We start from the raw sequence: 23,871 nt of genomic DNA, 5'->3' as shown, positions 1-23,871 counted from the left end.
TTGTCTCTGTCTCTCGGTCTTGGTTTCAAAAAATCGTCGGCTCGCCGTTACTCCGTCACTGCGTTGCGATGCGCGTCTTGAAGGGCAGGGGCTCCAGCGCCTTGTGCAGCCGCTCCTGCAGCGGCGCGGCCAGCGTGCCTGCCGCAGCGCCGTCGATCTGCACGAGCACGAGGCTCTCGCCCTCGGTCTTCACCACGGGCCGTGCGGCCTCGGGCACGGCCAGCTGGGCGCAGGCTTCGGCGACGGCGGCGTTCACCACCTGCAGCGCGGCCATCGCGCGCAGCTCGGGCTTGTAGATCTTTCCGACGTTGGTCATCGGCATGGTCGCGATCACCGACACCCACTTGGGCCGGGCCGGGGCCTCGTCCACGCGCGCGGAGGTGAAGGCCAGCAGCTCTTCTTCGGTCGCCGAGGCGCCGGGCACCAGCGTCGCGAAGATCACGGGCAGCTCGCCCGCGTAGGCATCAGGCGCTCCCACTGCGGCGCACAGCTGCACGGCCGGGTGCGCGCCCAGCGCGTCTTCAATCGTCTTGGGGTCGATGTTGTGGCCGCTGCGGATGATGAGGTCCTTCGAGCGGCCGGTGAGGTTGAGCCGTTCCTCGTCGTCGATCCAGCCCAGGTCACCGGTGGCGAGCCAGCCGTCGGCGGTGAAGGCCTTGGCGTTGTCCGCAGGGTCGACGAAGCCCGAGAACACGTTGGGCGACTTGAAGAGCACCATGCCCTGCTGGCCGCGCGGCATCTCGCGGTCGGTCGCGTTGCCGTTCTCGTCGAGCGCCACCACGCGCATCTGCATGTAGGGCAGCCGAAAACCCACGCAGCCCGCGGGCCCGTTCACGCCGGGTGGCGTGATGGTCGAGATGCCGGCCATCTCCGTCATGCCCAGGCTCTCGTGCACGTGCAGGCCGAACAGGCGCTCGAAGCGCGCGGCCAACTCGGGCGCGAGCACGGCGGCGCCGGTGCGGCAGTAGGTGATCGACGAGATGTCCGCGCCGTCCAGCGGCACGTTGGCCAGTGCCGCGAGCACGGTGGGAACGGCCGACAGCGAGGTCGGGCGGTACTTGGCCACCAGCTTCCAGTAGTTGGCCAGCACCTCCTTGTTGCGCAGCAGCGAGGGCGTGGGAATGATCACCTCCACGCCAGCCGACAGCGACGACAGCGACGCCGGCAGCACGCCCGCCACATGGAACAGCGGATAGCCGTTGATGGAGATGCCGTTCTCGTTCATGCCCGCGACCTGCACGCTGGCCCAGGCGGTGAACACCTGCGCGCCGTGGCTGTGGCGCGCGAGCTTGGGTGCGCCGGTGGTGCCGCCGGTGTGGAAGTAGGCGGCGATGTCGGCAGGCGCGATGTCGCGGCCGCTCACCAGGCGGTCGTCGGGTTGCGCGGCGCGCAGCACGTCGAACTCGGCGACTCCTTCGGGCAGTGCACCGGCCGCGCCGGGCGCCTCGTCGTGCGGCGCCACGCGCAGCACGGTGGTGAGCGTGGGCACCTGGCCGCGCAGGCGCATGGCCTTCGACCACATGCCCGATTCGGCATCGGAGCCGTAGGCGATCAGCACCTTGGCGCGGCCGGCGGTCATCAGCGCGACCAGCTTCTCGTCGGTGAGCAGCGGGTTCAGCGGCTGCACGATGCCGGCGGCCTCGCCGCCCCACAGCGCGAGGTGGTACTCCAGGCAGCCGGGCAGCAGCACGGCGACGGCGTCGTCCGGCCCCACGCCCAGCGCATGCAGCATGTTGGCGGTCTGGTGGATGCGCGAGAGCAGCTCGGCATAAGACCAGCGGATCGGCTCGTCGGCCGGGTTGCCGGTGCGCAGGAAGGTCAGCGCGGTCTTGTTGCCGAAGGCATGGCCCGCGTTGCGGAAGATCTCGTAGGTGCTGCGCACCGTGAGCGCCTGCTCCAGCGGCGTCTCCTCGAGCTTGCGGATGTCGGCGAGGCTGCGCACGGGCAACGCGGGTCGGAACGGCGCGCTCACCGGGGTGCCGTAGTCGTTCTCGTATTTCTGCTTATGCGTCATGTCTGTCTCCTTGGTTTGGTCGCCCTGCGGACCTGTGCGTTCTACTGGTTCGTGATGTGGTTGTCGCGGATGACCTTGCCCCAGCGCTCGAAGTCTTCCTTCATGCGAACACCCGTCTGCCCCGGCGTGCGGTAGGCCGCGAAGGTGCCTACGCCCTGGAGCTTTTCCTGCACTTCCTTGTCGGCCAGCGCCTTCTTCAGCTCGGCGCTCATGCGGTCGATGACCTCCTTCGGCGTGCCCACCGGCGCGAGAAGGCCGCCCCACGAGGTTGCGTCGAAGCCGGGGAAGCCCTGCTCGGCCACCGTCTTCACGTCGGGCAGCAGGCTCACGCGCTGGCCGGAGCCGACCGCGATGGCGCGCAGCTTGCCCGACTTGATGTGCGGCAGCACGCCCACGAGGTCGGAGAACATCGCGGGCACCTGGCCGCCGATCAGGTCGGTCACGGCCGGCGAGCTGCCGCGGTAGGGCACGTGCTGCATGTCGAACTTGCCGATGGTCTTGAGCTGCTCGGTCGTCAGGTGGCCGAAGCTGCCGGCGCCTGCGCTGGTGTAGTTGAGCTTGCCGCCCTCGGCCTTGGCCTTGGCGATGAGGTCTTGCACGCCGTTCACGTCGGGCAGTGACTTGGGGTTGACCACCAGCACGATCGGCAGGTCGTACACCGAGCCCACGGGCGTGAAGTTCTTGAAGATGTCGTAGCCGGTGGGGCCGTAGAGGTGCGAGGCCAGCAGCGTGGGCGTGGCCAGCATCACGAAGGTGTAGCCGTCGGCCGGTGCGCGCGCGGCGGCAGCAGCGCCCACGGTGCCCGATGCGCCGCTGCGGTTGTCGATGACGATGCTCTGGCCGAGCGCGCCCGACATCTTCTGCGCCACGATGCGCGATGCCACGTCGGTGGGGCCGCCGGGAGGGAAGGGCACGATCAGCGTGATCGGCTTGGCGGGCCAGGCCTGCGCGAAGGCGGCGCCGGCGGCGAGCGGAAGGGCCAGGGCAAGGAGTGCACGGCGAAGGGGACTGCGGAGGGAACGGAAAGCGGGGAATGCCATGGACTTCGACTACTTCAGGGAAAACGGGAAACGGAAAAAACGAGAAACAGGGGACGGGAAACGGAGGGCGTGCTGCTCTTCAGACCACGCCGCTGCTCTTGAGCGCCGCGAGCCTGTCGTCGGACAGGCCGAGCAGCGACTGCAGCACGTCGTGCGTGCCTTCGCCCAGCGTGGGCGGCGCGCTGCGCACCGGCAGGCGCTCGCCATCGAAGCGGTAGGGCGGCGCGAGCACGTCGACCGTGCCTGCCACCGGATGCGGCTGCGAGGTCACGAGGCCGCCCTGCGTGGCGCGCGGCGACTTCAGCGCCTCCAGCAGCCCCAGCACCTCGCCGCAGGGAATGCCCGCAGCGGTGAGCTTTTCGAGCAGGTCGGCGCGCTGGCGCTTCGCGAGCTCGGCGTGCAGTTCGGGCAGCAGCGCGGCGCGGTTGGCCGAGCGCAGGATGTTGGTCTTGAAGCGCTCGTCGGCCGCGAGGTCGGGCCGCTCGATCACCTCGGTGCAGAAGCGCGCGAACTGCGCGTTGTTGCCCACGGTGATGACCAGCGGGCCGTCGGCCGCGTCGAACACGCCGTAGGGAACGATCGACGGATGCGAGTTGCCGTAGCGCGGCGGGTCTTCGCCCATGAGCAGGGCTTCGAGGCCGTAGTAGGCGGTGATCATCAGGCCGCAGTCGAAGAGCGCCATCTCCACGTGCCGGCCCTTGCCGGTCTTCTCGCGCTGGTAGAGCGCCGCGAGGATGGCCTGCGCCGAGTACATGCCGGTGAACAGGTCGACGGCGGCCACGCCGAACTTCAGCGGCGGCTGGTTCGCCTCGCCGTTGAGCGCCATCAGGCCGGCCTCGCCCTGCACCACGAGGTCGTAGCCGGGGCGCGCGGCCTCGGGGCCGGTGCGGTCGTAGCCCGAGATCGAGCAGTAGACGAGGCGCGGGTTCTCCTTGCTGAGCTGCTCGTAGCCCAGGCCCAGCTTGTCGATGCCGCCGAACTTGAAGTTCTGGATCACCACGTCGCACTGCCTGGCGAGATCGCGCGCGAGCTGCTGGCCCTCGGGCGTCTGCAGGTCGAGCGTGACGGAGCGCTTGTTGCGGTTCACGCTGTTGAAGTAGGCGGTCTCGGTCTTGCCTACGCGCAGGCCCCAGTCGCGGGTGTCGTCGCCGCGGCCCGGATGCTCCACCTTGATGACTTCGGCGCCCATGTCGGCCAGCACCATGCCGCACCAGGGGCCCGCGAGGATGCGGGACAGATCGAGAACGCGTACGCCGGCAAGCGGCAGCGATGAATGGGGCAAAGGCATGAGATCAGCTCCCTGGAAACGAGAAAGCCCCGCACGGTGCATGCGTCGTGCGAGGCGAAAGGACGGGTAGGGCGGCCCGCGTCAGGATGCACCCTGCTTCCGGCCGCGCAGCGCCGCGAAGTCGGCCTTGCGCTTGCCCAGGAAGGCGCCGATGCCTTCGGCCGCCTCGGCATCCGCCTGCGACTCGACCATGAACACGGCCTCGGCGTCGAGCTGCTCTTCGAGCGTGGCGCGGTGCGCCTGGCGGCACAGCGACTTGATGCGGGCGCTGGCGCGTTCCGGCCCGTTGGCTACCTTGGCCGCGAGCGCGATGGCCTCTGCCAGCGCGGCGCCCTTGTCGGTGAGGCGGTTGACGGCGCCCAGCGCGTGCAGGCGCTCGGCCGGCATGCGGTCGCCGGTGAGGCACATCTCGGTGAGCACCTGGCGCGAGACGAACTCCGAGAGGAAGGCCGTGGCGCCGCCGTCGGGCGTGAGGCCGACCTTGACGTAGGCGACGGTGAAGAAGGCGTCGCGCGCCGACACCAGCATGTCGCAGGCCAGCGCCATCGACAGGCCCGCGCCCGCGGCACCGCCCTCGACGGCCGCGATCACCGGCTTGCTGCAGTCGCGCAGCGCGCGGATCAGGTTGTTGAGGCCTTCGAGGATCTGGCGGCGTTCCGACGCCGGCAGCTCGCGGCGCTTGGCCAGCAGGTTGAGGTCGCCGCCCGAGCAGAAGAAGTCGCCCGCGCCGGTGAAGACGATGGCGCCCGTTTCGGGGTCGGCCTGTGCGTCGGCCAGCGCGGCCGAGAGCTCGGCGTACAGCGTGGGCGTGATCGCGTTGCGCGAGGCGGGGTTGCTGTTGGTGAGGATGCGCACCGCACCCTCCTGCGAGATCAGGATCGTCTTGTTGTCGGTGCTCATGCTGCGACCTCCTTGCCGGATTCCTTGCCCAGGGCGATGTAGCGCTGCAGGTGGTGGTCTTCGTCGCCGAGCTGGTGGTCGATCATCACGAGGCGCTTGGCGTAGTGGGGCAGCGGCAGCTCCCAGGTCATGCCGATGCCGCCGTGCATCTGGATGCTCTCCTGCGCCACCAGCGCGCCGATGCGGCCGATGCTGAACTTGGCGGCCGACAGCGCACGCTCGCGCGTCACGCGGTCGCCGGTGTCGATGGCGGCTGCGGCGTTGATGACGGCCGAGCGGGCCTGTTCGATCTCCAGCAGCAGGTCGGCCATGCGGTGCTGCAGCGCCTGGAAGCTGCCGATCAGCGTGCCGAACTGCTTGCGCGTGCGCAGGTAGTCGAGCGTCGCGGCCTTGGCGGCTTCCATCGCGCCCAGCGCTTCGGCGCACAGCGCGAGCACGCCGCGGCCGATGGCACGCTCCAGCGTGGCATGGCCCTGGCCCTCGGTGCCGAGCAGCGCGTCGGCGCCCAGCTTCGCGCCGTCGAAGGAGAGTTCGGCGACGCGGCCGCCGTCGATGGCGGGGCAGCCGCGCACCGTGAGGCCGGCCGTCTTCGCGGGCACGAGGAAGAGCGAGATGCCGGCTTCGTCGTCCACGTTGCCCGAGGTGCGTGCCGAGACCAGGAACAGGTCTGCCTGCTCGCCCTGCGGCACCACGGCCTTGGCGCCGTGCAGCACCCAGCCGCTGTCGCTGCCGTTGTTGCTGCGTTCTGCCTTGGTCGCCACGCGCGTGCGCTCGTAGTGCGTGTCGGCCTCGTCGTGCGCGAAGGCGGCGACGACTGCGCCGTTGATGATGTCGCCGAGCTTCTCTTTCTGCGCATCGTTGCCGGCGGCGCTGATCGCCTCGCCGACCATCACCGCGCCCAGCAGCGGCTCGATCACCAGGCCGCGGCCCAGCGCCTCGAAGACCACGGCGATGTCGAAGCCGCCGCCGCCGAAGCCGCCGTCGGCCTCGCTGAAGAGCGCGCCGATCACGCCCAGTTCGGCGAACTGCAGGAAGATTTCCTTGCTGAACCCGTGTTCCGACTTCGCGATGCGGTCGCGCGCGTCGAAGGCGTACTGCTCGCTGATGAAGCGGTTCAGGCTGTCGGCGAGCATGCGCCGGTCTTCGGTGTGTTCGAAATTCATTTCAAGTCTCCTGCGCATCTGCCAAGACACGCGTCGCATGAAAAAGTGCGGCTATCAAAGGGTGATTCCAGGAACGCCGCGGAACCGGCTTTGCCGGGCCGCTGGCGTTGCCCCCGGAAGGGGGTGGCGGTCACACGGAGTGGGCAAGCCTGGGGGAGAGCCATCACAGGCCGAGGATCATCTTGGAGATGATGTTTTTCTGGATTTCGTTGGAGCCGCCGAAGATCGACAGCTTGCGGTTGTTGAAGTAGCGCGAGGCGGCGGCCGAGGCGTAAGGCGGCCCGAAGGTCTCGCCGGTGTAGCCGTCCTTCAGCGCCTCGGCGATGAAGGGGCGGCCGTAGACGCCCATCGCGCGGCGCGCGAGCGACGAGATCTCCTGGCGGATCTCGGTGCCGCGAATCTTCAGCATCGAGCTTTCCGCGCCGGGCACGCCGCCGCCTGCCACCGCCGCGATCACGCGCAGGTTGGTGGTCTTCATGTTCTCCAGGTCGATCTCGACGCGTGCCATTCGGGCTGCGAAGGCCGGGTCGTCGGCCAGCGGCTTGCCGTTCTTGGTCTGCGTGGCGGCGATGCCCTTCAGCTGTTCGAGCGCGGCCACCGAGAAGCCGACGCCTGCGATGTTGGTGCGCTCGTAGGTCAGCAGGTACTTGGCGCAAGTCCAGCCCTTGTTCTCCTCGCCCACGAGGTTCTCGGCGGGCACGCGCACGTCGGAGAAGAACACCTCGTTCACCTCATGCTCGCCGTCGAGCGTGATGATCGGGCGCACTTCCACGCCGGGGGAGGTCATGTCGATCAGCAGGAAGCTGATGCCTTCCTGCTTCTTCGCCTCGCGGTTGGTGCGCACCAGGCAGAAGATCATGTTGGCGTGCTGGCCCAGCGTGGTCCAGGTCTTCTGGCCGTTCACGATGAAGTGGTCGCCCTGCGCGTCGATGCCGCGCACGGCCGAAGTCTTCACCGCAGCGAGGTCGGAGCCCGCGCCGGGTTCCGAGTAGCCCTGGCACCACCAGTCGGCGCCATTGAGGATGCGCGGCAGCCAGTGCTTCTTCTGCGCCTCGTTGCCGTACTTGATGAGCACCGGGCCGAGCATGTTCACGCCGAAGGGCACGATGCGCGGCGCGAAGGCCAGCGCGCATTCGTTCTCGAAGATGAACTTCTCCACCGCCGTCCAGCCCGGTCCGCCGTACTGCTCGGGCCAGTGGTTGGCCAGCCAGCCGCGCTCGTTGAGGATGGCGTGCCATTCCTGCATGTCGGCCTTCTCGAGGATCTTGCCGCTGCGCACTTTCTCGGACAGCCGCACCGGCAGCTTGGCGGCCAGGAAGGCGCGCACCTCGCTGCGGAAGGCTTCTTCTTCGGGGGTGAAGTTCAGGTCCATCGCTGGCTCCTCTTCAGTAGATTTCAAAGAGACCGGCTGCGCCCATGCCGCCGGCGATGCACATCGTGACCACGGCGTACTTCGCACCGCGGCGCTTGCCTTCGATGAGCACGTGGCCCGCGAGGCGCGCGCCGGTCATGCCGAAGGGGTGGCCGATGGAGATCGCGCCGCCGTTCACGTTGAGCAGTTCCGAGGGAATGCCCAGCTTGTCCTGGCAGTAGATCGACTGCGAGGCGAAGGCCTCGTTGAGTTCCCACAGGCCGATGTCCTGCACCTTGAGGCCGTGGCGCGCGAGCAGCTTGGGCACCGCGAACACCGGGCCGATGCCCATCTCGTCGGGTTCGCAGCCGGCCACCGCGAGGCCGCGGAAGGCGCCCAGCGGCTTGATGTTGGCGCGCTCGGCTTCCTTTGCCTCCATCAGCACGCAGGCCGATGCGCCGTCCGACAGCTGCGAGGCGTTGCCGGCGGTGATGAACTTGTCCTCGCCCATCACGGGCTTGAGCTTGGCGAGCGCCTCGTAGGTGGTGCCGCGGCGGTTGCAGTTGTCTTCGGTGGCGGTCACTTCGCGGTAGGTGACTTCCTTCGTCTCCTTGTCGGTGACGGCCATCGTGGTGGTGCAGGCAATGATCTCGTCCTTGTAGCGGCCGGCGATCTGAGCCTCTTCGGTGCGGCGCTGGCTCTCGGCCGAGAAGCGGTCCTGCGCCTCGCGGCTGATGTTGTAGCGCTTGGCGACGATGTCGGCGGTCTCGATCATCGCCATGTACAGCTCGGGCTTGTGCTCGACGATCCACGGGTCCATGCCGCTGTCGCCGCTGTCGGTGGCGCTGCGGGTGCGGATCTGCGAGATGCTTTCGACGCCGCCCGCGATCATGGCCGGCGCGCCGTCCACCACGATGCGGCCCGCGGCCATGGCGATGGCCTGCAGGCCCGAGGCGCAGAAGCGGTTGACCGTGGTGCCGGCGATGGAGATCGGCAGGCCCGCGCGGATGATGGCCTGGCGCGCGATGTTGCGGCCGGTGGTGCCTTCGGGGTAGCCGCAGCCGAGGATGGCGTCCTCGATCAGCGCGGGGTCGAGGCCCGAGCGCTCCACCGCCGCCTTCACGGCGAATGCGGCCAGCGTGGGGCCGGGGGTGATGTTGAATTCGCCGCGGTGCGCCTTGGTAAGCGGGGTGCGGGCGGTGGAAACGATGACGGCTTCACGCATGGGGGTGTCTCCTGGACGGCTGGCTCTGTCTGTGATTACTCGGATTGGTTGAGGCTCGCGAAGTCGGCGCCGCGCTCGACCAGCTGCACCAGCAGCGGCGAGGGCTTCCAGAAGACCGGGTCTTCCTTCGCGAACTCCTGGATGTCGGCCAGCACCTTGGGCAGGCCCACGGTGTCGGCGTACTTCATCGGGCCGCCGCGGTGGCGCGGGAAGCCGTAGCCGTAGAGGAAGGTCACGTCCACGTCGAGCGGGCGCAGCGCGATGCGCTGCAGCACGACGTTGGCGCCCTCGTTGATCATCGCGGCCATGTAGCGGCGCATGATTTCTTCCTCGGTGAAGGCGCGCGGCTTGATGCCGGCGCGCTCGCGCTCGGCGTCGATGATGGCCAGCACCTCGGGGTCGGGCTGGCCGGTGCGGGCGCCCTCGGGGTAGAGGTAGTAGCCGCGCTGCGTCTTCTGGCCGAACCAGCCGCGCTCGCAGATCCGGTCGGCGATCTGCACGTAGCGAGCCTTCGGGTCGCGCGTGGCGGCCTTGCGCTTGCGCGTGGCCCAGCCGATGTCGCCGCCCGCGAGGTCGGACACCTGGAAGGGGCCCATCGGGTAGCCGAAGTTGCGCACGGCGGCGTCGATGTCGTAGGGCGATGCGCCGTCTTCCATCATGTGGTCGGCGGCCTGGCGGTACACGGCCAGGATGCGGTTGCCGATGAAGCCGTCGCACACGCCGGCGCGCACCGGCACCTTCTTGAGCTTCTTCGCGAGCTCGAAGCCGGTGGCGACCACGTCGGCGCTCACCTTAGCGGGCACCACGATCTCCAGCAGCTTCATGATGTTGGCGGGCGAGAAGAAGTGCAGGCCCACCACGTCCTGCGGACGCGAGATGCTGGCGGCGATCTCGTCGATGTCGAGGTACGAGGTGTTGGTGGCCAGCACCGCGCCGCGCTTGCACACGCGGTCGAGCTCGGCGAACACCGCCTTCTTCACGGCCATGTCCTCGAACACGGCTTCCACCACGATGTCGACATTGGCGAGCGCGTCGTAGCTGGTGGAGCCCGAGAAGCGCGCCATGACGGCCGCCTTGCCCTCGGGCGTCATGCGGCCCTTGGCGATGAGGCCGTCGTACACCTTCTCGACGTTGGCGCGGCCGCGCGCGAGCTGCGTGTCGTCGCGCTCGATCATGGTCACGGGCATGCCGGCGTCGAGCATCGCCACCGCGATGCCCGCGCCCATGGTGCCGCCGCCGACGATGCCGGCCGCCTCCAGCGCGCGGGGGCTGGCCGACTTGGTCTCGGGGGCCTTGAGCACTTCGCGCTCGGCGAAGAAGGCGTGGATCAGGCCGGCGCGCTGCGGGCTGTCGATGCACTGCAGGAACAGCTTGCGCTCCAGCGCCATGCCTTCGTCGAAGGGCAGCGTGAGCGCGGCTTCGACGGCCTCGACGATCTTCATCGGCGAGAACAGGCCGCGGCTCTTCTTGGCGGTGTCGGCGCGGGCGGCTTCGAGCGCGGCGCGGGCGGCTTCCTTGTCGGCCAGCGCGCCGGCGTCGCGGGTGCGGCGCACCGGGGCCTTGGCTGCGACCAGTTCATTCGCGTAGGCGAGGCCTTCGGCGCGGGCGTCGGCTTCGGTGGCGAGGCGGTCGACGAGGCCGAGCGACAGCGCTTCCTTCGCGCCCGCATGGCGGCCGCTGAGCATGAGTTCGATGGCGGGCTTCACGCCGATCAGGCGCGGCGCGCGCTGCGTGCCGCCCGAGCCGGGCAGCAGGCCCAGCGCCACTTCGGGCAGGCCCAGCCTGGCGGTCGGCGAGGCGATGCGGTAGTGCGCCGACAGGGCCACTTCCAGCCCGCCGCCGAGCGCGGCGCCGTGGATGGCCGCGACCACCGGCTTGGTGCAGTTCTCGATCTTCAGGCAGGCCTCGGGCAGCGAGGGCGGTTGCGGCGTCTTGCCGAACTCGCGGATGTCGGCACCCGCGATGAAGTTGCGGCCCGCGCCGACGATCAGCACCGCCTTGGCCGCGCTGTCGGCCTCGGCCGCGTCGATGGCGGCCACGAGGCCGCGGCGCACGTCCACGCCCAGGGCGTTGACTGGCGGGTTGTCGATGGTCACCACGAACACGTCGCCTAGACGTTCGAAGGTGACGGGACCGGTGGACGTGGAGGGGCTGGAGGTGTCGTTGGTGGCCATGTGCTGCTTGTCTCTCGCGTTGCGGACCGTGCGGGTCCGAGGCTCTGGGATGAACCAAGCATTCTTGGCCGGTGTCCGCGCTTTGACAATTGCATAGGCGGTTGACAGACTGTCAAAGGATTTTTGACACAATCGGCCCATGGACCTCCAGTCGCTCACCCTGTTGGTGGAAATCCTCGACGCCGGCAACCTGAGCGCGGCCGCGCGGCGTCTCAAGATGACCCGCGCCAACGTCAGCTACCACCTGAACCAGCTCGAGCGCTCGGTGGGCGCGCAGCTCGTGCGCCGCACCACCCGGCGCGCCGAGCCGACCGAGATCGGCCTGCGCCTGTACCAGCACGGCATCGCCATCCAGGCCGAGCTGCTGGCGGCGCGCGAATCGGTCACCACGCTGGGCCAGGGCCTGCAGGGCCGCGTGCGCCTGAGCGTGCCCAGCGGCTACGGGCAGCTGGTGATGGCCGACTGGCTGATCGACTTCAAGCGCCAGTACCCCGGCATCGTGCTCGACGTGGTGTTCGAGAACCGCATCGAGGACCTGCTGCGCGACGAAGTCGACATCGCCATCCGCGTGATTCCCGAGCCGCCACAGAACCTGGTGGCGCGCGCGATGGGGCCGGTGCGCTACGTGGCCTGCGCCTCGAGCGAATACGCCGCGAAGAACCCGCTGCCGGTGCAGCTCGACGCGCTGCAGGGCGCGCCGGTGGTCACCGCCGCCGTCATCGGGCGGCAGCTGCGCGTGTCGGCCTACCAGGGAGAGACACGCCGGGAGGTGATCCTGGAGCCGACGCTGATCTCCGAGAACTTCCTGTTCCTGCGCCAGGCCATCCTCGCCGGCCTGGGCATCGGCCTCGTGCCCGACTACGTGGTGCAGGAAGACGTGCGCCGCGGCGACGTGGTGACCACGCTCGACGACTGGCGCCTCTCGATCTTCGGCACCCAGATGTTCATGCTCTACATGCCGAACCGCCAGCACACGCGGGCGATCCGGACGTTCATCGATTTCGTGCTGGAGCGGGTGAGGGGGCCGGGCTACGAAGGCCCCGACGTGAAATAGATCAAGAGGGCTGCTCCGCCGATCAGGAGCCAGGTGAGAAAGCCCACGATGCTGCCCAGGCCCGCGCTGATGACAATGCGCCCGCTGGGCGCCCGGGCCCACCTTTCGGTCATCGCCCCGACGCCTTCTTCGTGCCGCTCGACGACCACGTGCCCCAGCGTGGCGACCGGAACGGCGACAAATCCGGTGATGTAGCCGATCAGGTGTATCGCAGCCTCTGCGATGGGCTGCAGCACGAGTTGGATCAGCGCTTCGGCAAGGCCTTCAAGAAGCATTGGTTCTTTTCGGCAAACGTAACCTCGCAAACTACGGATCAACTCGGCGCAGCGTCGGTGGCTACTGCTGCCTGCGGTCGGTTCCCACGCTCTCGTAATACCGCGACTTGTCCTCGTACATCGCCCGGTCGGCCCGCTGCAGCGCGGCCTCCAGCGGCTCGTCGCCGTGGCAGGTGGCCAAGCCGATGGCCAGGCTCAGCGCGTGGCCGCTCTGGCCGGCGTGGAACTGGTTGTTCATTTCCAGCAGCGTGAGGATGCGCTCGCGCATCGCCTCGGCGCCGCGCTCGTCGGTCATGGGCAGCAGCACCGCGAACTCGTCGCCGCCGATGCGCGCGGGCCAGGCGGGCAGGTCGACGGCCTTGTCGAGCACCTCGCCCATGCGGCGCAGCAGGGTGTCGCCGGCGGCGTGGCCTTCGAGGTCGTTGACCTGCTTCAGGCCGTTGAGGTCGATGGCCACGATCGACACCGGCCACGGGCCCTTGCGCGAGAGGCGGTTGAGCTCCTCGGTGTAGTAGGTGCGGTTGCACAGCTGCGTGAGCACGTCGTGCTTGCCGAGGTATTCGAGGTAGGCCTCGGCCTTCTTGCGCGCGGTGATGTCGACCAGCGAGACCAGCACCAGGTCCCAGGTGTCGAGACGGTCATCCTGCACCGCGAACTGCATGTGGATGTTGAGCACCTCGCCCGACAGCGAGTAGTTGAGCACCTCGCGGTGCTGCACCGTCTTGCCGTTCCACAGGTCCTGCAGCTGTTCGGCGAACGACTCGCGCATCTCGTCGCGGAAGATGCGCGAGAGGTTGCCCAGCAGCGTCTGCAGGTTGGGTGCGCCGAACATGCGCAGCGTCTCGTGGTTGACGTCGATGACGCGGATCTCCTGCATGCAGCGCGTGACGAAGTCGGGGTGCACCTTGATGAAGGTGGCGAAGTCGGTGATGCCGCGCGCGCGCAGCGTCTCCATCAGCGAGCGTACCGCGCTGAAGTCTTCCACCCACAGCGACACCGGCGAGCGGTCGAACAGGCTGCGCGCGTAGATGGCGCTCTCGTCGCGCAGGCGCTGCGCGGCCACGCGCTCGGTGACGTCGTCCAGCGCCACCAGCACGCGGCTCCAGCTGTCCTCGTAGCCCGGCAGCACGCGGGCGCGCACGCGCACGTCGAGCCGGCGGCCGTCGAGCGCGTAGTTGACGGTCTCGCTCTCGAAGCTGAACTGGCCGCGCCAGAGCTGGTCGAGCTCGTGCACCACGGTGGCCGACATGTCGCCGCGGAACACGCGGTCGAGCGCGCCCAGCAGGGTCTGCTCGCTGTCGGCGCCGAAGAGCTTGAGCGTGTGCTGGTTGACCCGCAGCACCCTCAGCAGCGCCATGCATTCGTTCACCCGGCGCGGGTCGGCCTGCAGGTGCGCCACCAGGTCGGTGACGCCCTCGGCGCGCCAGCCGTCGAGCTTGCGCTTGAGGTCGCCGTAGTCCTCGATCCAGAGGGAGACCGGCGCCAGGTCGAACATGGCGTCGAGGTCGCCGGCGGCGGAATGTGAAGCCGGCGTGGAGCCGGAGCTGGTGGCGGGCAGGGCCATCGATGATGCTTTCAGGGAAGCGGCGCGGCCATGGGTGGGCAGGGCATTTGCCGGCGGGCTGAGTTCTTAATTATTAACCGTGGCCAGCAGGCCTCCGGACTCAGCGGCTGTACAGGCCCACCACGCTCTGGCCGCCGAGCGCTCGGCCCTTCAGCGCGGCCAGCAGCGCGTCGCGGCCGAGGCCGGCGGGCAGGCTGCCCGGCGCGAGTTCGGTGGCGATCACCGTCATGACGTAGTGGTGAGGCCGGTCGCCCACCGGCGGGCACATGCCGCGGTATGCGGGCGCGCCGGCCACGTTCGGGCCCATGGTGAAGTCGAAGTTCGAGCCCGCAGCCCCTTCGCCCGCCTTGAGCTCGCCGCGCTCGGCAGCGATGTTGTAGGCCACCCAGTGCGATACGCCCAGGCCGGCCGCGCCGTCGGGGTCGAAAACCAGCACCGCGACCGACTTGGTCTTGGCCGGCAGGTTGCTCCAGGCCACGGGCGGCGAGATGTTCTTGCCGCCGCATTCGCCAGCGCCCGCATGCTCGGCCGGGATGGTGCCGTTGTCGGCGAAAGCGCTGGAAGTGACCTTCATGCCCGTGGAGCCCTTGCCCACGGGCGAGGACATGTTCGCGCAGCCTGCCAGCAGCCCGGCCAGGGCAAGGGCCGCGGCGGGCAGCGCCATATGCGGAAGAGTGCGGAATCGGTTGGTGCAGTTGCGCATGTCGTTGCTCCTGGATGGTGGATCTTGTGCCGACTTCAGCCGGCCGCGCCGGGCCACACGCTGCCGTCGGGCTTCTCGTGGACGGCCAATGGCGTGAGCCGCGCGCCCCGGCACGGGCCGCCGACGCACTTGCCGGTGTCGGGCTCGAAGATGGCGCCGTGCCGGGCGCACATCAGGAAGCGCCCCGAACTCTCCAGCACCTGGCCCTCGAAGTCGAGCGGCCCGCCGGCATGCGGGCACTGGTTGAGGTAGGCATGCACCGCGCCCTGCCAGCGCACCGCGAAGGCGGGCACGCCCTCGGGGGTGCTGAACCTGGCGGCCAGGCCGCCTTCGGCAAGGCCGGTGGCCAGCGGCAGGGCCGGTGTGGCGGACGGGCCGGGTGGGGTGGGCTGGTGGGCGGTCGTGGCGGCTTCGGTCATCTGACCGCGAGCCTAGCCAAGGTTCAGGCGCTGCGCAACGCGCGGCGTGGCGGGGCCGAGGCCATCGTGTCGTCGGACGGCGCCGCGTCCAGCGGGCCGAGCCGGCGCATCTTGTCGTAAAGGGTCTTGCGCGGCACGCCCAGGCGTTCGGCTGCCGCGGCCGCGCTCCCGTTGCAGGCCTCCAGCGCCTCGCGGATCAGGTAGCGCTCGAACTGCGCCATCTGCTCGTCGAGCGTGCGCGGGCCCTGCGCCAGGCTGCGGAAGCCCTCCTCGCCGTCCCACAGCCCGAGCACGAAGCGGTCGGCGATGTTGCGCAGCTCGCGCACGTTGCCGGGCCAGGCATGTGCCATCAGCGCCTGCAGGTGACGCGGCGCGACCGCCGGCTGCTCGCGCCCGTGGCGCAGTGCGGCCTGCATCGCGAAGTGGGTGAACAGCAGCGGGATGTCCTCGCGCCGCTCGCGCAGCGGCGGCAGGTGCAGCACCACCACGCTCAGGCGGTAGTAGAGGTCGTCGCGGAACTTCTGCGCCTGCGCGGCCTGCAGCAGGTCGGCCTTGGTGGCGGCGATCACGCGGCTGTCCATCGGGCGCAGCTCGTTGGAGCCCAGCCGCTCGAACTGGCGCTCCTGCAGGGCGCGCAGCATCTTGACCTGCAGGTTCATCGGCATGGTCTCGATCTCGTCGAGGAACAGCGTGCCGCCGCGCGCGTGCTCGATCTTGCCGATGCGCCTGCGCGCGGCGCCGGTGAAGGCGCCGGCCTCGTGGCCGAACATCTCGCTCTCGAACAGCGCCTCGGGCATGCCGCCGCAGTTGATGGCCGCGAAGTTGCCTTCGCGCCGTCGCCCGCAGTCGTGCAGGCAGCGCGCCACCAGTTCCTTGCCCGTGCCGGTCTCGCCGAGGATCAGCACGTCGGCGTCGGAGCTGGCCACGTCCAGCACGAGGCGGCGCAGCCGCTGCATGGCCGAGGAGCGCCCGATCAGCCGCGCCTCGATCGACTCGTAGCCCGCGAGCTTGCGGCGCAGCTGGTCGACCTCCAGGCTGAGCGCCCGCTTCTCGAGCGCGCGCTGGACCACCTCGGTGAGCTGGTCGGGCGAGAAGGGCTTTTCCAGGAAGTCGTAGGCGCCCAGGCGCATGGCCTGCACCGCCATGGTGATGTCGCCGTGGCCGGTGACCAGGATGACCGGCAGCGTCGGGTCGATCTGCAGCGCGCGCGACAGCAGCGCCAGGCCGTCCATGCCGGGCAGCCTCACGTCGGTGACCAGCACGCCCGCGAAGCCCGGCACCACGCGCGGCAGCACCTGCTCGGCCGAGCCCAGGCCCGTCACGCGCAGCCCCGCCAGCTGCAGCGCCTGCGTGCTGCCCAGGCGCACGGCCGGGTCGTCCTCGACGAAAAGAACCTCGAGTTCGTGTTCAGGCATGAAATGTTCCCTGCAGGGCTCCCTGCTTTTCGAATGTGGCGGGCGCATCGCGCAGCCCGTCGCGAAGCGCGACGACGAAGGCCGCGCCGCCGAGTTCGCTCTCGCCGGCGCGCAGCAGCCCGCCGAAGTCGCGCACGATGCCGGCCGAGATGGCCAGCCCCAGTCCCAGGCCCAGGCCCTGTTCCTTGGTGGTGAAGAAGGGTTCGAAAAGGCGCGGCATCACCTCCGGCGCGATGCCGGTGCCGTTGTCGTGCACTTCCACCGCCACGCCCTCGGCGCTGCGGCGCGCCACGATGCGCACGCGGCGCGGGCTGGCGCCGGCGGCCGCGACCGCGTCGAAGGCGTTGACCAGCAGGTTGACCAGCACCTGCTCGAGCCGGTTGCCCTCGCAGCGCGCGAAGAGTGCCGGTTCCACGAACTGCTCGAGTTCGATGTGCTCCTGGCGGATGCGCTGGCCCAGCAGGAAGAGCGCATCGGCGATCACGTCGGCCAGCGCCACCGACTGCAGCTCCACCGCCGAGCGGCGCGCGAATTTCTTCAGCTGCGCGGTGATCTGCCCCATGCGGTCGGTCAGATCGCAGATGGTGCGCAGGTTCAGGTCGACCTGCTCGGACTGCCCGCGCTCCAGGAACACCACCGCGTTGGCCGACAGCGTGCGCAGCGCGGCCAGCGGCTGGTTGAGCTCGTGCGTGATGCCGGCCGACATCTGCCCGAGCACGGCCATCTTGCCGGTCTGCACCAGGTCGTCGAGCGTGTTCTTCAGGATCTCCTCGGCACGCTTGCGCTCGGCGATCTCGGTCTGCAGGTGCTGGTTGGCCTCGCTCAGCGCCTCGGTGCGCAGCTGCACCTTGTGCTCCAGCTCGTCGTAGGCGCCCTGAAGCGCCTCGCGCGCGGCCAGCCGCTGGTGCACGATGCGGCGGCGCTGCTGCAGGTACATCACCAGCAGCGTGAGGAACACCAGCGCGAACATCGTCGCCAGCGCGCTGGTGCGCGCGAGCGCATGCACCGGCTTCATGTCCGACAGCATGATGAGCTTCCAGTCGGTGCCGTCCACCGGACGGCTGTCGAGCAGGTAGTCGGGGCCGAAGGGCGTGGCGCCGGGGCGCTGCGGCGCCTCGCTCGCGCGCAGCTGCACCACCGTGCCCGCGCCGCCCGACAGCGGCCGGTGCTCGCGCATGTCGATGGGCGTGAGCGCGCCGGCCTCGGTGTACTGGCGCGTCTGCGCGAGCTGCCTGAGGGTCTCGCTCGACAGCGGGCGCAGCGCGCGGAACTTCCAGCCGGGGTCGGACGACAGGAACACCACGCCGTTGCCGTCGATGGCGAACACGCGGTCGGCCGAATGCGACCAGGCCGCGTCGAGCTTGTCGAGGTTGACCTTCACCGTCGCCACGCCCAGCCGGCGCGGCCCGTCGATGATGCCGAAGGAGAAGTAGTAGCCCGGCTCGCGGCTGACCGTGCCGATGCCGTAGAAGCGCCCGGGCACGCCGCGCAGCGCGTCCTGGAAGTAGGGGCGGTACGAGAAGTTCATGTCCACGAAGCTGCCCGGCTGGTTCCAGTTGCTGGCGGCCAGCGTGAGGCCGGTCTCGTCCATCACGTAGATGGCCGAGGCCTGCGCGTGCGCGTTGACGGTCTCCAGGTAGACGTTGGCGTCCAGCTGCTGGCCGGCGTCGCGCGGCTTGCGCAGCAGGTCGAGCACGTCGGGGCTCAGCGACACCACCTGCGGCAGGTACTCGTAGCGGCTGAGCTCGCTGCGCAGGCTGGTGGCGTAGATGTCGAGCCGGTGCAGCGTGCCCTGCTGCAGCGAGCGGATGCCTGCGCGCTCGCCCAGCAGGTAGGCCAGCGCGCCGCCGGCCGCGATGAGGCACAGCCATACGCACACGGCGGCCCACAGGCGCCAGCGCGCAAGAGGCGGCGCCCCGGCCGCGAGGGCGGGGGCGTCGCCATGGAAGCGCGCCAGCACGGCCTTGTCGCGCAGGTCGTCGGGCGATCCGGCAAAGCCGGCCCGGTAAGGCGCGGAGAGCTTCAGCACGGCGCGGCCGGCCGATAGGAGCAGTGACGACACGGGAGCGGGAAGCGGGAGTCCGCCGTCGGGCAGCAAGGGGCCCCGATGGTATGCAGCACTCCCCGCCGCGCCGAGGCGGAATTACCCTCGCTGTCGCCCATGCGTCGCACCATGTCCGTGCCTCAGTCGGCGTACACGCCTGCGGCCTTGACCACCGGTCCGAAGCGCGCCACTTCCTGCTGCACGAACTTCCTGTGCTCGGCCGGTTCCACGCGCCGGTCGGCCACCACCACCGCGCCCAGGCCCTCCTCCTTCTTGACGAACTCCGGGTCTTTCAGCGCGGCCTTGAGCGCGTCGTTGAGCTTCCTGAGCACCGGCGCGGGCGTGCCCTTGGGCGCGTAGAGGCCGTGCCAGATGGTCACCTGGAAGTTCTTCAGGCCCGACTCGTCCAGCGTGGGCAGGTCCTTCAGCGCGGGCGTGCCCAGCCGCTTGAGCGTGGTCACGCCGTAGGCCTTGACCTTCCCGGCCTCGATCTGCGAGGTGGTGTTGGTGGTCTGGTCGCACAGCAGGTCGATCTGGCCGCCCAGCAGGTCGGCGATGGCCGGGGCGGTGCCCTTGTAGGGCACGGTGGTCATCTCGGCCTTGAGCTCGCTCTGCAGCAGCAGGCCGCACAGGTGCGAGGCCGAGCCGATGCCCGCGTTGCCGAGGTTGGTCTTGCCCGGGTTCTTCGCGATCCACTCGCGCAGCTCGCCGAAGCTGCGGGCCTGCAGCTGGGGCTTGCCGATGACGGTCATGGGCACGTCGTTGATCATGCCCAGGTACTCGAAGTCGGTCTCGTAGTTGTAGGGCAGTTTGCGGTAGAGCACCGGCGTGGTGGCCATGCCCACGTGGGTGAGCAGCAGGGTGTAGCCGTCGGGCCTGGCGCGCGCCACCTTGGCGTTGCCGATGGTGCTGCCGGCGCCGGCGGCGTTGTCGATCACGATGCTGGTGCCGTCCAGCGGCTTGCGCATGGCTTCCGCCAGGTCGCGCGCCACGCGGTCGGTGGGGCCGCCGGCCGCGAAGGGCACGACGATGGTGATGGGCTTGCCGCCGGGAAAGTCCTGCGCTTGCGCGCCGGTGGCTGCAGCCAGGCCGAGGGCCAGTGTCAGGGCGAGATGGACTGCGGACGCAGGGGTCTTCTTCATGGATGCTTTCAAGGTTCACTCCGGGGGAAAAGGCGGGAGGGCCGCGCAAGCCGGCCCGCCCGCGACATGGCTTACATGAAGCTCGACACCAGCTTCTTCGTGATGTCGAACAGCAGGTTCACCGGCGAGGGGCCGAACGACAGCCAGGTGCCGGTCAGCGGCTGCTGGCCGACGCCGGGCCTGGTCCAGTCGCACACGCCGTCGGGGAAGGCGGCATTCAGGCGCGCCCATTGCGCCGGGTTGAAGCTCACGCTGTAGTCCGAGGGATTCAGCGGCTTCAGCTGGCACTTGGCGATGTCGTCGGCAAGAGGGCCGCCCGCAGCCATGCGCGGCGTGGTGCCGGCCGGGTAGAAGGTGTTGCACGCGCCGCTGCCGAAGGCGGTCTGCTCCTCGGTGTACTTCAGGCCCGCGTTCCAGCAGGCGTCCTGCAGGTCGGCCGGGCGGTTGGCGGCGATCTTCCTGGCCTTGGTGCGATCGGAGGTGTCGGCCTTCACCGCGGTGAGCCACTTCACCATCTCGTCGAAGGCGGCCGCGTTGCCGCCGCCCATGGTCCACATCACGTGGTTGTCGATGTTGCCGTTGACGCGGCGCAGGCGTTCGCGCATCGAGAACGAATGGATCTTGGTGTGGATGTCGCCGCCCGTTGCGCCGTCGTTGTAGTCGCGCAGGTCGATGATGGCGGTGGACGCCAGCCCGCCCGCGCCGTTGACGATGCGCCCCGACTGGTAGGCCCGGCGCAGCGCGTCGATGTCGCCCACGGTGCGCGTGGCGGTGCGCTTCATGTCGCGGTCGACGCCGCCCACGCGCTCGTTCAGGTCGAGGAATTTCTCGATGCTGAGCTTGCCCTCGTTGAGCGCGTTCAGGCCGTACTGGATGCCCACGTTGTCGATCGGACGCAGCGCGAAGCCCTCGGCCTCGGTCTTGCCGTAGACGTTCACCGTGTGGTCGAACACCGTCGCGCGCGCGCCCGTCGGGTTGGTCAGCGCGTTGTAGCGCTGCTCCGTGGGCACGCCCGCGGGGAACGACACCGTCGGGTCGAGCCGGCCGGCCTGGCCGCTCATGTTCGAGATGTTGGCGATCTGCAGGTAGCCCGAGATCGCCTGCTTCTCGGCCGTGGTGTAGGCCAGCGCCGCGGTGGCCGGGTCGTTGAAGTAGTTGTTGAGCACGCGCGAGTCGTGCAGCTTGAAGATGGTGGAGGAGGTGACGTCCGCGAACACCTGGCTCACCACCACGCCGTCGAAGAGGCCGGGGTAGTTGTCGCTGGTCTGGTGGCTCTGGTAGGAGCCGCCCGAGCCACCGGTGCCGATGGTGTGGGCCGGCACGCCGAAGTTCTCGATGAAGCGCTCCTTCACCATCGCGATGGTTTCCGAGGAAAGCTGGTCGTTGCAGTTGGTGCCGAAGACGTTGAGCGTGGAGGTGGTCACGGCGAAGCCGCGGCTCTGGTAGGTCGGGTTGATGAGCGTGGCGAAGTCGTTGCCCTGCTGGAACCAGCCGCCCTGGCAGCCGCCGCCCAGCGGATAGAGCAGCGTGCCGTTCCAGCCGGCCGGGCGCGAGGTGGGCGAGGGCGCGGGCTCGTTGAGCACGTCGTGCAGGATCGCCGACTGGTACAGCCCGCGGTTGATGGTGCCGCTTTCGAGCCGCACCACGTAGGGCACCTGCTTGCCGTTGATGGTGAGCCAGGCCATGTTGGCCGGGTAGGTGGTGATCGATTCCGGCACGAAGCGCACGTTGCTGCCGGCGGTGGTGCGGTAGTAATAGTCGACGCGCGTCTCCACCGAGCACTTGCCGTCGTCCAGCGGCTTGAGCACCTGGCCGCCCATGCGGGTGAAGGTGGCATAGCCGCACACGAAGGGCTCCTCATGCGGGCCGGAGATCACCGGGCCGGTGATCGGGTAGGCCGTCAGCTGCAGCTTCGCGCTGTAGCCGCCATAGCTTGCGACCAGTTCGTTGGAGCCCAGCTTGAGCCCCGTGACCTTGCCCACCAGGCGGCCGTTGGCGGGGTCGCGCGAGAACGCCGCCGTCACGTCGCGCCCGTCGACCGACACCGCGAGGTTGCCGTCGGCTTTCTCGCGCAGCAATTCGAGCTCGACCAGTGCGTCGTCGCCCGTCACCAGCTGCGGCGACGAGGACAGCACGCCGATGCGCACCGTGGCATCGACCGGCGGCGGGTTGCCGGGGCCGGACGGATCGGTCGGCGTGGTGCCGCCCCCGCCGCCCCCGCCGCCCCCGCCGCCACCTCCTGCAGCGGGCGGAATGAAGCTGAAGCCGCCTCCACCTCCGTCGCTGCCGCCGCCGCAGGCGGTGAGCGCCAGCACGGCCAGCAGCGTGCCGATGCGCACGGGGGTCGGGCGAAGGCGAGGGCTCTTCTTCTCGGTTCTGGTCATCTTCTCTGTCTCCGTTGTGGTTCTGGTTGAACAAGCGATGGGGGAAGGGGCGGCTCCCCCTGGGCCGGCACGGCCATGCGGCGGCGCGACCCGGCGCGGGCCGGATCGAAGCGCGACGCGCGGCGCGTCAGTGCGGGGTGGTGAGTCGGGGGCCGGCCGGCGGTGGCGGCGCGGCGGCGGGTGCGGGCATGTCGGTCATTGGCGTGTCTCCATCCTCTTTCGGGTGTGCCGCTTGGATAGCAACGCATGTGCCACGCGGGCCGCCAAACCCAAGTGGCTGATTCCATTGGAGTTTTTTCAGCGGACCTGCGGTTTTCCCGCAAATCGGCGGCTGAAAAACCAGCCACTGCAGATGTGGGTCGGCCGGAAAACCGCACGCCAGGGCAGGACACAATCGGCTTAAAACTGTATATTCATACAGCATTCGATCGACTGCCCCATGGACATCCAGCGCAAACTCGCCATCCTGGCCGACGCCGCGAAGTACGACGCTTCCTGCGCGTCGAGCGGTTCGCAGCCGCGCGACTCGTTGGGCGGACGCGGCATCGGCTCCACCGAGGGCGCAGGCATCTGCCACAGCTACGCGCCCGACGGCCGCTGCATCTCGCTGCTGAAGGTGCTGCTGACCAACCACTGCCAGTACGACTGCCTCTATTGCGTGAACCGCGCGTCGAGCAACGTGCCGCGGGCACGCTTCCGGGTCGAGGAGGTGGTTCAGCTCACGCTCGACTTCTACCGGCGCAACTGCATCGAGGGCCTGTTCCTGTCCAGCGGCATCGTCAAGTCGCCCGACCACACCATGGAGCAGGTGGTGGAGGTCGCGCGCCAGCTGCGCGAGGAGCACGACTTCCGCGGCTACATCCACCTCAAGACCATCCCCGACGCCAGCGACGAACTGCTGGCGCGCGCCGGCCGCTATGCCGACCGGCTCAGCATCAACGTCGAGCTGCCCACCGCCGAGGGCCTGCGCGCGCTGGCGCCCGAGAAGGACGAGAGCGCCATCCGCCGCTCGATGGCGCGGCTGCGGCTTCGCATCGACGACACCCGCGAGGAGGCGCGCCGGGTGGTGCCGATCCGCGCGCTGCCGGGCGCCGCGCCGGCTGCCGCCAAGCCGCCGCCCTTCGCGCCCGCGGGCCAGAGCACGCAGATGATCGTGGGCGCCGACGCCACCGACGACCGCCACATCCTGGCCTCCAGCGCCACGCTCTACGGCGCCTACAAGCTCAAGCGGGTGTACTACTCGGCCTTCAGTCCCATCCCCGACGCGGCCCGCGCGCTGCCGCTGGCCGCGCCGCCGCTGATGCGCGAGCACCGGCTCTACCAGGCCGACTGGCTCATGCGCTTCTACGGCTTCGAGCACCAGGAGATCGTGACCTCGCCCGACGGACTGCTGCGGCTGGACGTCGATCCCAAGCTGGCCTGGGCGCTGGCGCATGCGGAGCGCTTCCCGGTCGACCTCAACCACGCCCCGCGAGAGATGCTGCTGCGCGTGCCCGGCCTCGGGGTGAAGGCGGTCGAACGGCTGCTGCAGGCGCGTCGCGTGCGAAGGGTAAGGGCAGACGACCTGCGGCGCCTGCATGTGCCGGCGCGCAAGGTGCTGCCCTTCGTGGTGGCCGACGGGCACCGGCCGGCGGCGAACGCGATGGCAATGTCGGCGTCCGCCGCGGCCGCTCCCGTCCCGGCGCAGGCGGCGCTGTTCTGAGGCCGAGGGAAGGA

The 23,871-nt window shown here is 69.5% G+C and carries 18 protein-coding genes; 2 read left to right on the top strand and 16 right to left on the bottom strand.

What is annotated here, in order from left to right:
- Positions 1–55: 55 nt before the first annotated feature.
- The 8 genes from ACTJLF_RS22485 to ACTJLF_RS22450 all read right to left on the bottom strand — a co-directional run bounded on the left by ACTJLF_RS22485 (position 56) and on the right by ACTJLF_RS22450 (position 11,155).
- A complete protein-coding gene (locus tag ACTJLF_RS22485; RefSeq protein ID WP_440870514.1) occupies positions 56–1,942 on the bottom strand; it encodes an acyl-CoA synthetase in 1,887 nt (628 codons plus the stop codon).
- A 113-nt stretch (positions 1,943–2,055) separates the two neighbouring features.
- Positions 2,056–3,054, bottom strand: a complete 999-nt coding sequence (locus ACTJLF_RS22480; protein ID WP_019658395.1) for a Bug family tripartite tricarboxylate transporter substrate binding protein — start codon at positions 3,052–3,054, stop codon at positions 2,056–2,058.
- A 79-nt stretch (positions 3,055–3,133) separates the two neighbouring features.
- Positions 3,134–4,342: a CaiB/BaiF CoA transferase family protein gene (locus ACTJLF_RS22475; protein ID WP_019658394.1), complete on the bottom strand. Its 1,209-nt coding sequence runs from the start codon at positions 4,340–4,342 to the stop codon at positions 3,134–3,136.
- A gap of 81 nt (positions 4,343–4,423) precedes the next feature.
- Positions 4,424–5,242: an oxepin-CoA hydrolase, alternative type gene (locus ACTJLF_RS22470; RefSeq protein WP_019658393.1), complete on the bottom strand. Its 819-nt coding sequence runs from the start codon at positions 5,240–5,242 to the stop codon at positions 4,424–4,426.
- Positions 5,239–6,405, bottom strand: coding sequence for an acyl-CoA dehydrogenase family protein (locus tag ACTJLF_RS22465; RefSeq protein WP_440883935.1), 1,167 nt, complete (start codon positions 6,403–6,405; stop codon positions 5,239–5,241). Before ACTJLF_RS22465 ends, ACTJLF_RS22470 begins: the two co-directional genes overlap by 4 nt.
- Positions 6,406–6,568: 163 nt before the next feature.
- On the bottom strand, positions 6,569–7,777 hold the full coding sequence (locus tag ACTJLF_RS22460) for an acyl-CoA dehydrogenase family protein (protein WP_126182468.1): 1,209 nt from the start codon (positions 7,775–7,777) through the stop codon (positions 6,569–6,571).
- 13 nt (positions 7,778–7,790) lie between these two features.
- Complete coding sequence (locus ACTJLF_RS22455) at positions 7,791–8,981, bottom strand: acetyl-CoA C-acyltransferase (protein ID WP_126182469.1); 1,191 nt, start codon at positions 8,979–8,981, stop codon at positions 7,791–7,793.
- Positions 8,982–9,016: 35 nt separating this feature from the next.
- The gene (locus ACTJLF_RS22450) at positions 9,017–11,155 is read right to left on the bottom strand and encodes a 3-hydroxyacyl-CoA dehydrogenase NAD-binding domain-containing protein (RefSeq protein WP_440883934.1); all 2,139 of its coding nucleotides are present in this window, start codon (positions 11,153–11,155) and stop codon (positions 9,017–9,019) included.
- 139 nt (positions 11,156–11,294) lie between these two features.
- Between ACTJLF_RS22450 and ACTJLF_RS22445 the strand changes: the two genes are divergently transcribed.
- The gene (locus ACTJLF_RS22445; RefSeq protein ID WP_126182471.1) at positions 11,295–12,209 is read left to right on the top strand and encodes a LysR family transcriptional regulator; all 915 of its coding nucleotides are present in this window, start codon (positions 11,295–11,297) and stop codon (positions 12,207–12,209) included.
- On the opposite strand, the gene ACTJLF_RS22440 is transcribed toward ACTJLF_RS22445, so the two are convergent.
- The 8 genes from ACTJLF_RS22440 to ACTJLF_RS22405 form a co-directional block, all read right to left on the bottom strand.
- Positions 12,185–12,484, bottom strand: a complete 300-nt coding sequence (locus ACTJLF_RS22440) for a hypothetical protein (RefSeq protein ID WP_440883933.1) — start codon at positions 12,482–12,484, stop codon at positions 12,185–12,187. The genes ACTJLF_RS22445 and ACTJLF_RS22440 overlap by 25 nt on opposite strands.
- A gap of 61 nt (positions 12,485–12,545) precedes the next feature.
- Complete coding sequence (locus tag ACTJLF_RS22435; RefSeq protein WP_440883932.1) at positions 12,546–14,048, bottom strand: sensor domain-containing diguanylate cyclase; 1,503 nt, start codon at positions 14,046–14,048, stop codon at positions 12,546–12,548.
- A 100-nt stretch (positions 14,049–14,148) separates the two neighbouring features.
- The gene (locus ACTJLF_RS22430; protein ID WP_240649894.1) at positions 14,149–14,751 is read right to left on the bottom strand and encodes a YbhB/YbcL family Raf kinase inhibitor-like protein; all 603 of its coding nucleotides are present in this window, start codon (positions 14,749–14,751) and stop codon (positions 14,149–14,151) included.
- Between the two features lie 35 nt (positions 14,752–14,786).
- A complete protein-coding gene (locus tag ACTJLF_RS22425; RefSeq protein WP_126182473.1) occupies positions 14,787–15,170 on the bottom strand; it encodes a Rieske (2Fe-2S) protein in 384 nt (127 codons plus the stop codon).
- Between the two features lie 23 nt (positions 15,171–15,193).
- Complete coding sequence (locus tag ACTJLF_RS22420) at positions 15,194–16,585, bottom strand: sigma-54-dependent transcriptional regulator (protein WP_019658383.1); 1,392 nt, start codon at positions 16,583–16,585, stop codon at positions 15,194–15,196.
- Entirely contained in the window at positions 16,578–18,647 is a 2,070-nt protein-coding gene (locus ACTJLF_RS22415; protein ID WP_440883931.1) for a sensor histidine kinase, read from the bottom strand. Before ACTJLF_RS22415 ends, ACTJLF_RS22420 begins: the two co-directional genes overlap by 8 nt.
- Before the next feature lie 122 nt (positions 18,648–18,769).
- Positions 18,770–19,771, bottom strand: a complete 1,002-nt coding sequence (locus tag ACTJLF_RS22410; protein ID WP_126182474.1) for a tripartite tricarboxylate transporter substrate-binding protein — start codon at positions 19,769–19,771, stop codon at positions 18,770–18,772.
- A gap of 71 nt (positions 19,772–19,842) precedes the next feature.
- Entirely contained in the window at positions 19,843–22,155 is a 2,313-nt protein-coding gene (locus tag ACTJLF_RS22405) for a DUF6351 family protein (RefSeq protein WP_440883930.1), read from the bottom strand.
- A gap of 439 nt (positions 22,156–22,594) precedes the next feature.
- On the opposite strand from ACTJLF_RS22405, the gene ACTJLF_RS22400 reads away from it, so the two are divergent.
- The gene (locus ACTJLF_RS22400) at positions 22,595–23,857 is read left to right on the top strand and encodes a putative DNA modification/repair radical SAM protein (RefSeq protein ID WP_440883929.1); all 1,263 of its coding nucleotides are present in this window, start codon (positions 22,595–22,597) and stop codon (positions 23,855–23,857) included.
- Positions 23,858–23,871 lie beyond the last annotated feature (14 nt).

Origin of the sequence: Variovorax sp. 22077 (assembly GCF_052044195.1) — a bacterium.
GTDB lineage: Bacteria > Pseudomonadota > Gammaproteobacteria > Burkholderiales > Burkholderiaceae_C > Variovorax > Variovorax atrisoli.
Note: the sequence above shows the minus strand (reverse complement) of the source record. Positions and strands in the feature narration are given on the sequence as shown.